The organism is Luteolibacter sp., from assembly GCF_039920825.1.
GTDB lineage: Bacteria > Verrucomicrobiota > Verrucomicrobiia > Verrucomicrobiales > Akkermansiaceae > Luteolibacter.
The window spans coordinates 166,169-177,609 of record NZ_JBDSCX010000084.1 but is presented as its reverse complement, the minus strand read 5'-3'; the positions used below and the strand labels follow the sequence as shown (position 1 = coordinate 177,609).

Here is an 11,441-nt window from a genome sequence, read left to right as displayed (position 1 = left end):
TCCAAACTCACCTCATGAAATCCATCTTCAAAAAATCGCTGGCCGCCGCCTTGCTGGTGGCATCCGTCCCATCCCTTTACGCGGATGAAGCGTTGCTGGTCGCCGATGCTCCCCTCAAAGTTCCTGACTCCACCGGCGGCTTCGATTTCCTGAAAACCGACGCCACCCGCAACCGCCTTCTCGCCAACCACACCGGCAACAACTCGCTTGATGTCTTCGACCTCGCGGATGGCAAGCTATTGAAACATATCCCCACCGGCAAAGCCCAGGACGTCGCGGTGGACGAAGAGGCGGGAACTTATCTCGTGGGTGTTAGCAAGGAACAGAAGGTCGTCGTGATCGATGCCGAGAAACTCGAAGCGATCCGGGAAATCAAACTCGACGGTCCGGCCGACGCGATCGTTTTCAATCCGAAGAAACATGAACTCTACGTGGGACACGATGATGGCAAGGACCTCTGGGTGGTGAGTCCGCGTGAGAACAAGGTGAGCGCCACAATCGCAATCGCCGAGGCACCTGAAGTCGTCATCTACGATGCCGCGTCCGACCGTGTGTTCCAGAATATCAAGTCCGACGCCACCGTGCTGGCGATCGATCCAGAAACTCATCAGATCAAGGAGACATGGTCCACCGCGCCCGCGACAGGACCGCACGGATTGGCTTACAATCCGCTGACGAACCATCTGTTTTGCGCCGGAGCCAATGGCAAGCTCGCGGTAGTGGACGCGAAGACCGGCAAGAACGCCGGCTCCGTGGATATCGCCAAAGGTGTCGATCAAATTGCCTTCGATGCTGATCAACAACGCGTTTATAGCGCCTGCGGATCGGGGAAAATCTGCATTGCCCAAGACTCGCCGTCGGGATTGACCTCGCTCGGCGAGGTCGATTGCCCGCACGGCGCGAAGACCATCACCTACGATGCGAAAGCCCGTGCCGTGTGGGTCGCCTACGCGGATGCCAGCGGCAGCTATATCCAGCGGTTCCACGTGAAATAAAAGCTCGGTTTCGCGCGAGGCCGGGCCTCGCGGTCTCCACGCCGGTTGGCCCCGTTAGGGTTTTTCGGGCAGGGGGATTTTCAACGTGAACTCGATCCACCCGTCTTCCGGTTTCCTCGCCTGCAAGCTCGCTCCCATTGCGGTCGCCGCTTCCAAGCTCAATGTCAGCCCGATGCCGAGATGGGTTCCCGAGTCGTTGCGCGAAGCCTCGCGGCGGAATAGCGGTTCGAACAATCGCTCCGGGTTATCGGGCAAATCATCCGCCATGTTGGAAATCCGGATCTCCACCTCTCCGCCAGCCACGCTCCCGTTGATGCTGACTTCGCTGTCGGCGCACGCGTAGCTAACAATGTTGTCGAACAGGTTGTTGAAAATGATCCGGAGCAAGGTGGTATCGCCGCTGGCGATCAAGGAAGCTCCGGGAAAATTCCGGTTCACGGTAATTCCTCGTTCCTGGAGTAAGGAAAGGAAGGGTGAGATGCAATCCGTTAGCAAAGCGGTCGTGTCGAGAGGGTCGCGCGATGGCGGGCTGTTTTCCTGGCCGATGCGAGAGAGAGCGGACAGGCGTTTCACCAACTCTCCCAGCTCGATCGCTGTTTTCTGACAGGTGGCGAGGTGGGCTGCGTAGGCGCCAGCCTCGCGCGGTTGGGAGAGGGCGAGATCGGTTGTTGCCCGCAGCCCGGCGATGGGGGTGCGGAGTTCGTGCACGGCGTGACGGATGAAATCGGTTTCCCGCTGGCGGATCGCCGCAACCCGGGCAAGCAGCGAATCGAAGTTTTCCGCAAGGCCCGCCAGCTCGATAGGAAGCAAGCCCGGAACGTCCAGTGCCGAATCCAGTTGATGTCCGGAGCGGTTCCTCATTTGCGCGGTCAGGTTGTCGATGGGCCGGAGCGTGATGCGTACCACCCGGTCTATCAGGAGGAGTCCGAGGGCGAGTGTCAGCAGGCTGCCCCCGGCGAGGATTCCGCGCAGCCGTGCCAGAGTGTGGTGGACAGGCTCCGAATCACGTGCGACCACGAGAATGTGTGGCAGGGATTTCGGATCGATGACGTGGCCGCGTCCCTTCATCCGCTCGATTTCCTCCGGCAGGACGAAGGGGAAAATTCTCAGCCCGATCGCGTGGGCGCGGTGGCCGTTGGGAAGCTGGATGCTCTTCAGGCGCGGTTCGCCGCCGGGTCCCGTAAACCGTGGAAGATTCAACTGCCGCAACCCTGGTGAGCGGGTGGTGATCCCCGTCGTTTCGTCCCAGAACTGAAAGAATCCGTCTTCGATGAGGGATTTGTTCGTGCCCATCCCTTCCCGCCATTCGAATGAGATTTTTCCGTCCTCCAACTCGATCTCGTTGGCAAGGAGCGCGGCGGTCTGTGCGATCGATTCGTCCACCTCGCGATAGAGGCTCTTTTTTACTAGCAGATAGACGCCCCAGGAAAGCAGGCAAAGCAGCAGGCTCACGCCAACGCCGCAGCGGAACAGCAGGGTGCGCTTGAGCGAGGGCTGCCTCATGGTCCGAGGCCCTCCAGGATGTAACCTTGTCCGCGGCGGGTGTGGATGAGGTCTTGCTGGCCGTCGGCGTTGAGTTTTTTCCGAAGATAGCCGATGTAAACGTCCACCGCGTTGCTGCTGCCGCCGGTGCCGTCTTCGAAGACGCGCTCCCAGATGTCGGTTCGGGAAACGACTTCGCCGGAGCGGTAGAACAGGTATTCCAACAGCCGGTATTCCAAGGCTGTTAGATCGATCGGCCGTTCCCCCCGCTGCACGGTGCGGCGCATCGGATCGAGTTCGAGATCGCCTACCCGCATCAACGGGCTTTTTCTCACATACGACCGCCGCAGCAAGGCGCGCACCCGCGCCAGGGCTTCGGAAAGTGGAAACGGTTTCACCAGATAGTCGTCCGCACCGGCATCCAGCGCTTCGAGGCGGTCTTCGAGTCCGTCGCGTGCGCTGAGGACGATGACGTGGACCGGGTTGCCCTTCGCGCGTAACCGCCGGAGGATTTCCATGCCGTCGATGTTGGGAAGCATCAGATCTAACAATATCAGGTCGTGCCCGCCGCCTTCCGCCGCCCACAGTCCTTCGTCGCCGGTCGCCGCGACGTCCACCAGATACCCCGCTTCCTGGAGATACTGGCCCACGGCGTTGCGTAGCGGGGCGTTGTCTTCGATGAGGAGGAGGCGCATGGCGAGGATGCCACCATGGGCGGATTCATTTCCGTCCGCAAGCGCCGGGGTGGCGAAGATTCCTCTGGATCGGCCCCGGTTTCTGGCCAACTTGGGGACTACCGAACGTCATGAAGCGACTTGTCTCCATTTTCTCCGCGGTTTTCCTCCTGACCGGTCCGGCATTTTCCGCCGACGCCCCGGCGAAGCCCAATGTCCTCTTCATCGCTGTTGACGATCTGCGCGACTGGGTCGGCTACCTCGGCCGCAACCCGCAGGCGAAGACTCCGAACATCGACCGGCTCGCCGCGCGCGGAGTGGCTTTTACCCGCAGCTATTGCGCGGCTCCGGTTTGCAATCCTTCGCGTGCCGCCCTGATGTCCGGAATGAAGCCAAGCACCACCGGAGTTTATGACAATGATGACGACTGGCGCAAGGTCATCGCCCCGGAACTTACGCTCAACATGCACTTGCGAGCCAACGGCTATGAAGCCATCGGCTCCGGGAAAATCTATCATGAAGCCTACGACCGCCATCAGGACTGGGATGCCTACCTGGAAGGCGAGGGTGGCCGACCCGCAGTTCCGAAAGGCCAGAGCACCGGGGTCGGCGGCATCAAGTTTGCGCCGCTGGATTGCAAGGATGAGGACTTCGACGATTGGAAAATCGTCAGCTACGCCATCGATCAGTTAGGGGGAACCCACGACAAGCCGCTGTTCCTCGCGTGCGGCATCCACAAGCCGCACATGCCGTGGAACGTACCGAGGAAATACTACGACATGCATCCGCTCGATCAGATCGTGCTGCCGCCGCATCTGCCGCCCGGTGAGGATCTAGCCGACGTGCCGCCTGCCGGAGTCCGCATGGCGATGCCGGGCATCGACCACGCCCGCATCATCGAGGCAGGCGAATGGAAGGAAGCCGTGCAGGGTTATCTCGCGGCCATCAGCTACGCCGACATGCTTGTCGGGCGGCTGTTGGATGCCTTGGACAAATCGCCGATGAAGGACAACACGATCATCTGTTTCTGGGGCGACCACGGCTGGCATCTGGGAGAAAAGGAACACTGGCGGAAATTCGCGCTGTGGGAGGAGACGACCCGGGCTCCGCTGTTATGGGTCGTGCCCGGTGTCACCAAACCCGGTTTGGTTTGCGATCGCACCGTGGATTTCATGTCGATCTATCCGACGCTGTGCGATCTTTGCGGAATTGAAACGCCGAAGCATGTCGAAGGGCAGAGCATCCGCTCGCTGTTGGCGGACCCGAAGGCGGCGTGGGACAAGCCCGCGCTAACAACCTACACCTACGAAAGCCACGCCATCCGCGACGAGGGCTGGCGGTACATCCGCTACCGCAACGGCGACGAGGAACTCTACGATGAAGCCGCAGATCCGAACGAGTGGAAGAATCTCGCCAGCGATCCCACGATGGCTTCCCGTAAAACCGCGATGGCGAAATACATGCCCGCCACCAACAAGGACGACATCAACGGCAACCCGCCTCCCGGCAGATTCAAGACCCCTGCCGCAAATCCCGCGAGGAACGCCCGCAGGCAGGCGAAGTAGCGGCGTGAGGGTTAGCGCCAGCGCTTCGTCAGATCCTGATAGGCGTCGATGCGGCGGTCGCGGAAGAAGGGCCAGATGCGGCGGAAATTTTCGACGGCTTGGAAGTCGAGGTCGTGATAGAGAATTTCCTCCTTCTCGGTGGAGGCTTTGGCGACGAGTTCGCCGTAGGGATTCGCGACGAACGAGCGGCCCCAGAATTCCGTGTTGTCCTGGGCGCCGGTGCGGTTGACGGCGGCGAGGTAACAGCCGTTGGCGACGGCGTGGCCGCGTTGGACGGTTTCCCAAGCGCAGTGCTGGGCGTCGCCGAGCGTCGGCTTTTCCTCGGGCAACCAGCCGATGGCGGTCGGATAGACGAGAACTTGGGCACCGCCGAGGGCCATCAGGCGGGCGGCTTCCGGATACCACTGATCCCAACAGATCAGCACGCCGATTTTCCCGAACTTCGTGTCCCACACCGGCCAGCCGCTGTCGCCAGGGGTGAAGTAGAATTTCTCCTCAAAGCCGGGGTCCTGCGGGATGTGGGATTTCCGATAGAGCCCCATCAGCGAACCGTCGGCATCGTGGATGGCGGCGGTGTTGTGATAGAGGCCGGGACCGCGGTGTTCGAATAGCGAGGAAATGAGGACAATGCCGAGCTCGCCCGCGAGCTTGCCGAGGCGGTCGGTGACCGGACCGGGCAGGGGATCGGCGAGATCGAAAAGCGCGGGGTCCTCGACGGTGCAGAAGTAGGGCGTGAGGAAAAGCTCCTGCGTGACGACGATGTTCGCGCCACCGGCCGCGGCTTGGCGGATCAGGGTTTCGTGATGATCGAAGGATTCGGCCTTGGTGGCGAAGGTGCCGGATTGGAGCAGGGCGAGGCGTGGCATGAGGAAACGCTAGCGGCGGGCCGCTGCCGCCGCACGACAAATGGGCAGCGCATGATTATTTTTCCTTTCGGTCTCCTTCGATGGTTTTGCCTTCATTCTTGATGGCGGCCACCTCTTTGGTGGTGAGAGGAATTTTGACGTCGGATTCCGGCTGTGAACGATCAATGACCGCATAAGCCAACCCCGCGAGATCGGCGGCTCCGAGTTTTTTTTGGTCGTCCAGGTAGATGCGGGCGGCTTTTGCCGTTTGTCGGATCTGCTCGGAAACCGACTCGTTTGCGGTGGCTAGGCGGGTGGCCGAGTTGCGCCGCAGTGTTTCCGCTGCCAACATGTGTTGTCTGGCGGCTTCCGTCCGGACCGTGCCGAAACTGTTCGGCCTGAGATACTCGCGGGCTCGGATTTCGTGTTCGGCGGCTTCATTTTCCGCAGTGGGAATCCCGATACGAGCACTGTTCAAATTGGCCTCGGACGTGAACACATTCCGAATCAGTTGGGAAAGTTCCGTTGCATCCTGAATGTCCTTTTTGTTGTCGCCGCCTTTTTTCGCAAGCGCATCGAGTTTTTCGATGCAACGCTTGGCCCCCGCCAGATTCGGGATGTCGAGTTCGCTGAGGCATCCTTCGATGGCGGTGAGATCGCGGGCGACCACGGGATTGATTTCTTCCTTGGGTCTGTGCTCGAGGACGTCAGCTTTCGAGATGGCCAAATCCGCTTTGTCTTCGTATTCCGCCTTGGTGGCTTGTCGTGAAGTTAGTTGGTTGCGGATCTCGGCGACCTGGAGGGCCACGACGCGTTGCAGCGCCTCATCGTTGTATTTTTTCTTGAGAGTGCCTGCGAGAGTCTCCGCTTTTTTGGACTGTTCTTCACAACTGTCGTTGAACTCCTTCCATTCCTTCTGCCATTTTTGAAAGGAGACTTTGTATGCCTGCCCGGACTTCCCGAGTTGCTTCTGCCAGCCCATGTCCTTTTCTCTAACTGCCAGTTCGCCGTAATCCGCCAACTCCCTTTCGAACCGGGAAGTCACTTCCCGAAAGCTGTTCAGCAAACTGTCCGCCCATTTGCTGTAAAGCGGGGACAATTCACTGGTGATGTCCGCCCGTTCCGTGACGGCCTGCTTGGTGGCTTCATAATCATCCACGGTCTCGGCGGATTCCAGAGACCGGATCGCCTCGAAATAGCAGTCGATCGCTTTCTCCGGGTAATTTTCATTTCCGTGAGGTTTGAAAGCGGCGAGTTCCGCCTGACCCAGGCCCCTTGTGCCCAAGCCGAGATAGAGATAGCCATGTGAAACCCGGAGTTGCTGACGTTCCGCCTCCTTTTTACTTTCTTCCATGCTCAGGGACTTCCGCTCTTTCACGAGCGGGACTGCTTTGTTTCGGTCTGGTTTGGCCGATTTTCCGCCGGTATCCTTGGTGGCCACTTCAACCGGTTTGCCGGGGATCACCATCACTTCCATGGATTTGAGAAAATCCGCACTGCGGATCAGTTCGTTGAAAGTGGCTTTCGCCTCATCCGGCAAAGGCCGATCAAGCTTGTTGATTTGAATGTCGCCTTTCGCCCATAACAGGTGGAGCAAATCGAATTCGTAAATGGCGAATTCGTTTGAGCCGGGATCGAGTCCGCCGAGCGCATCCCGGGCGTCCTCAATCGCCTGGAGCGAATGGTCGTGTTTATCCTTGGTCTTCTCATTCAACGATCTTGAAAAGCGATTGTAGTGAATCTCGAACAGATACTGGCATCTCATATTTGCGTTGATGCCCGCCGCGGGTTCCAGCACAAGTTCCACGGATCTATCGAACTCGCCGATGCGGAACGCGTATCCGGCGATCGCCTGCAGCAGAAGTTTCTTCGACCCGGCATCCGTTGTTTCAGTTAGAAATGCGGCGCGCAGTGTCTTGATCGAGTCGGTCCGGATCTTCGAATCTTTCCTTTCCTTCGCCAGGCTCTCGCCTGTTTCCCTCAACTTCGTGATGCAACCGCTCCAAAGTTTGCGGTCTTTTTTTTCCAAGACGTCGAGGCTGGCCCACTGGAGTTTGGCAATCTGGAGATCCTCCTTCGGAATCCTCGCGGTCCCTTGGAAGATGTCGCTGTCCTCCCGCGCGTTCCGCAGGGTCTTGGCAACCTGCATGCTTTCCTGAAATTCCATCCGGGCTTCCAACTCATTGAACGCCCACAGGCCCGCACCGAGCAGAGCGAGGCCTCCCACCACCATGGATGAAGTGAAAATCTGCCGGGTTCGCTTTTCCTTTTTTAGCAGATCGTCGATGACCTTGCGGAATTCCTGGTCATCTTTCGGCTCGCGATATTCAAGTTTCCTAAATTCCCGGAGCAGCGTTTTCCGATATTCGGCCTGAAGGTGCCGACGTTCCTGTTGGAGTTGGACGGCGTCTTCCTCGTCAAGACGGGGATCCCAATCCAGTCGTTCCAGCGGCGTGTTGTGGCAGCAGGCCGGACCGGGCAAAATCAGCCAAGGTTTGATGCCCCTGTCTCTGGCGGCCCGCAGCTCCCATTGGGTGAATGAAATCAGTCCGTGCTTTTTGTCTGCTTCGGGGAGTTGCAAGCCGTAGGCATCGCCGACGATATGAATCATCCCGTGACACGATGCGATCCGCTTGCGCAGCTTTTCCTTGAGGTCATCATTTCCGAACGGATGCTCTTCCTGATAGTCCACTTCAAACCGGCCTTTGAGCTTGTCCGCAGCGATTTGGCGCAAGCTGGCGAACTCCGAGCTAACACAGGAAATGAAGATTTTTTTCATAAGACGGGGAGGGATTTGTTAGGGGGCGAGAATGTTCCGATGGGGGTCATGCGATATCCGGACGAGAACGAAGAGTTCCGAGCCGGAAGAGGTCGGGGCGGCGGTAGGGGGAGCTGTCGGGGGCTGAGGTGTTTTGGAGGGGGTGAGTCGGGAGTCGCGCCATGACAGCCGCAAATGTCCAGCAGGGAGGATGCCGGAGTATGGGGGAAACTGGGCGGTTGGAATCAACGATCCCGGCGGTCACTTATCAGGCAGATCGCCGGATGTCACGGAACATGCGATGACCTTTCCGCTTCAATCGCTGGGAGACGGGCGGTAGCGGCTGGCGGGGTGGCGCACTCAACCCGGGATTTCCCGTAACAGCTCGCGGGCGGTGTCGGGGTAGCCGGGTGGGTAGCAGTGGAGGTTGCGGGCATTGTCCTCGATGAAGAGCCGGCCGCAGGCGCTGCATTGCCAGGCGGTGCGGGCGACCTGGGTGATGAGCATGCGGATTTGGTTGCAGGCATCGTCGCGCTGGATGGCGGTGTTGCAGCGGGTTTCGATGAGCCAGTCGAGCGCTTCGAAAAGCGTGTTCCACTGCTGGTCGGGGATGATGTGGGCCTTGTGAGGCAAATCGTCCGTCCCGTCGTGGACGATCGAGCCGCAGTCGCATTGGATCTTCATGGCAGTGATGTTGGCGGGGGCCCGTGCACCAAAGTCGGTATGCTGGGAAAAAAAACGGCGGTGCGTCAAGAATGGGATGGGGGCGGGAGTGTTTCCCGTAAGAGGGAATCAGGAGGAAGGGACGCCTCCCGCAACGGTCTGGAGTGAGACACTCCAGCCACCTTCAGAAGCGGAGACTGAGGACGCGGGGGCGGGACTTGTTAGGGAAACGGATGTGAAGGAGCCCGTCAGCGTGGGTAAAATCGGTGATTTCGATGCCGTCGAGCTGGATGGTTTTGGGGGCTTTGTCGGTGGCGATGAGGACGATGGCGGGAGTGTTATCGACGCCTTCGACGGTCCACTCGTTAGCTTTTAATGGCAGGGCCTTGCAGGCGGAGGCGAGGACTTGCGGGGTGTCGGACTTTTTCACCGCGTCGAGATCGAGAAGGAAGCCGCGGCTGCCGGGATTGATGGTGAAGGATTTTTGGACGGCGAGTGTGGGATCGAAGAGGTTGACGAAACGGCCGGTTAGGGTTTCGGCAGGGGCGGTGATGGATTCATCGAGCCCCGCGGCGATGCGGTAGGGGCCGCGCTTGAGAATGAGGTGATTGGTTTCCCGCCAAACAAGGCTGGCGCGCGAGGCGGCTTCCTTGATCACGGAGAGAATCCGGTCGGCCCCTGTGCTGGTCGTGAATTCCGCGGGACTTGCATGCAGCCAAAGAACGCTGCCTTTGCCGACGGCCACCGGTTTGGCGGTGATGAATTCGTCGGTGATGCCGAGGGTTTCGAACAAATGCTGGCGTGGGATGCGGTGGGTTTTTCCGTCGTCGTTCCACCATTCACGGGCTTGGTTGTAGGGATCCTTATCATCATCGGCGACGATCAATTGGCCGCCATTTTTCACCCACGCGGCGAGGGCGGTGTGGACTTCGGGGCCGAGCGGTTTTTGACCTTGGTAGCTGAGCAGGAGAACTTTTTGGGGATCGAGAAATCCTGGCAGCGCGACGTTTTCGAGCTGCACCGGCGTTACGGGGACGCCGTGTTTGAGCAAGGGTAGCGCCTGGCCGTAGAAATGGGCCATATGCGGATCGCTCGGGGTGGGCCGCTCGCGCTGAAACATGAGGGAATCGCTGATGAGGACGCCGATGCCTTGAGTGCCGCAGTCCCATTGGATGTCGGGCTGCTTCATGTCGTTGAGGGCGTTCATGACGACTTGGAGCTCGGTGGCGTATTCCGGTGGAATGGTTTTCGCGTCATTTCCGCCGTGTGGGTATTTTCCGCCGAAGATGCGCTCGGGCCATGGGGCGACTTCGTATTTTGCGACGTCCGGCTGGAGCAGGGAGGCGACGAGGGTCGATTCCCAGTTGGTGCGGTAGTCGGTCCAGTCGTGCCGCGGATTGTCTTCGATGGGATCGTTCAAATACCAAACCGAGCGGCCGGTGGCGCGGACGAGGTTTTGCATGGCGCCGTATTCGAGAAATGCGGTTTCAAAGGTGCGCTCCTTGAGATTGCCACAGTAGACATTCGGCGTGCGGGACGTGCCGGTCCAGACTTGGGCGATGTAGCCGTCGCAACCGTCCAGCAACGCCAAGCTGGATTGCGGGCTGACGATGCACCAATGGGCGTAGTTGATGAGGGAATGAGTGGGGACGTAGCAGCGGACTTTTTTACCGGTGCGTTTATTGAAGGCCTGGACGTGGTTGAAGACCTGCTGGAGCGCGCGGCGGCAGAGGAAATATTTTAATTTCGACGCACGCCATTGGGCGTCGGGCGAGGAATCGGGTGATTGCCAATCTTCATGGTAATAGGATTTCCACTCGCGCTTGAAGCCTTCCGACCAACCGGCGCGAGCCCAGAATTCCGGCTCTTCGAGGTGGACGGCTTCCACTCCGGCATCGAGCGCTTTCTGAACGCCTACGCAGAGGAAATCGCCGTAGTTTTCCGCCGGACACATGTAATAGACGTCGCCTCCGTGGCTGATTTTCTTGCCGTTGCGATCGGTCTGGGCGTTGTCTTCATGGTTTTTTCCATCGAAGCGGCCGTAGAGGTAATCCTGATATTGGCCCCAGGCGACGCCGGTCATGAGGTGGACGCTGTAGCCACGGTTTTTCCAAGTGGCGACGCGGTCCGGCAGGGTGGGGTCGATGCCGTAACATATCGCGACATCCGAGCGGAGATTTCCCTCCGGGCTCCAAGGTTTGCCGGTCTGGAAACAGGTGCGTTCGAGGACTTGGAGCGGGTCTTCGGGAAACGCGGGAGGGATTTCCCGGGCGGATGTCCTCGGAGAGATGAGAAGAAGGAGTGCGACAAGGGGCGGGTGAAGATTCATTGAAGAGCCTGTCCTACGATGTTCTCCCCAAGTTCCTTCAAGAAATTTCCCGTAGATTTGTAATTCTCCTACCCCCCCCGAACGGGGGGGGTGTTTTCATGTTGAGAATCCGTAGATTGCCTTATACAAC

The 11,441-nt window shown here is 59.3% G+C and carries 8 protein-coding genes; 2 read left to right on the top strand and 6 right to left on the bottom strand.

Annotated features, from left to right (window positions below):
- The first annotated feature begins 14 nt into the window (after positions 1–14).
- Entirely contained in the window at positions 15–995 is a 981-nt protein-coding gene (locus ABIQ96_RS24680; protein WP_348217324.1) for a hypothetical protein, read from the top strand.
- 54 nt (positions 996–1,049) lie between these two features.
- On the opposite strand, the gene ABIQ96_RS24675 is transcribed toward ABIQ96_RS24680, so the two are convergent.
- Positions 1,050–2,498 (bottom strand): ATP-binding protein, encoded by a 1,449-nt coding sequence (locus ABIQ96_RS24675; RefSeq protein ID WP_348217323.1) that lies wholly within the window; start codon positions 2,496–2,498, stop codon positions 1,050–1,052.
- Positions 2,495–3,172, bottom strand: a complete 678-nt coding sequence (locus ABIQ96_RS24670) for a response regulator transcription factor (protein ID WP_348217322.1) — start codon at positions 3,170–3,172, stop codon at positions 2,495–2,497. The genes ABIQ96_RS24675 and ABIQ96_RS24670 overlap by 4 nt, the downstream gene beginning before the upstream one ends.
- A 110-nt stretch (positions 3,173–3,282) precedes the next feature.
- Here ABIQ96_RS24670 and ABIQ96_RS24665 point away from each other — a divergent pair, with 110 nt between their 5' ends.
- Entirely contained in the window at positions 3,283–4,716 is a 1,434-nt protein-coding gene (locus ABIQ96_RS24665; protein ID WP_348217321.1) for a sulfatase, read from the top strand.
- 11 nt (positions 4,717–4,727) lie between these two features.
- On the opposite strand, the gene ABIQ96_RS24660 is transcribed toward ABIQ96_RS24665, so the two are convergent.
- The 4 genes from ABIQ96_RS24660 to ABIQ96_RS24645 all read right to left on the bottom strand — a co-directional run bounded on the left by ABIQ96_RS24660 (position 4,728) and on the right by ABIQ96_RS24645 (position 11,311).
- Complete coding sequence (locus ABIQ96_RS24660; protein WP_348217320.1) at positions 4,728–5,582, bottom strand: carbon-nitrogen hydrolase; 855 nt, start codon at positions 5,580–5,582, stop codon at positions 4,728–4,730.
- Positions 5,583–5,637: 55 nt separating this feature from the next.
- Positions 5,638–8,340, bottom strand: a complete 2,703-nt coding sequence (locus tag ABIQ96_RS24655) for a DUF4062 domain-containing protein (RefSeq protein ID WP_348217319.1) — start codon at positions 8,338–8,340, stop codon at positions 5,638–5,640.
- A gap of 339 nt (positions 8,341–8,679) precedes the next feature.
- Positions 8,680–9,003 (bottom strand): hypothetical protein, encoded by a 324-nt coding sequence (locus tag ABIQ96_RS24650; RefSeq protein WP_348217318.1) that lies wholly within the window; start codon positions 9,001–9,003, stop codon positions 8,680–8,682.
- Positions 9,004–9,166: 163 nt separating this feature from the next.
- A complete protein-coding gene (locus tag ABIQ96_RS24645; RefSeq protein ID WP_348217317.1) occupies positions 9,167–11,311 on the bottom strand; it encodes a DUF4350 domain-containing protein in 2,145 nt (714 codons plus the stop codon).
- Positions 11,312–11,441 lie beyond the last annotated feature (130 nt).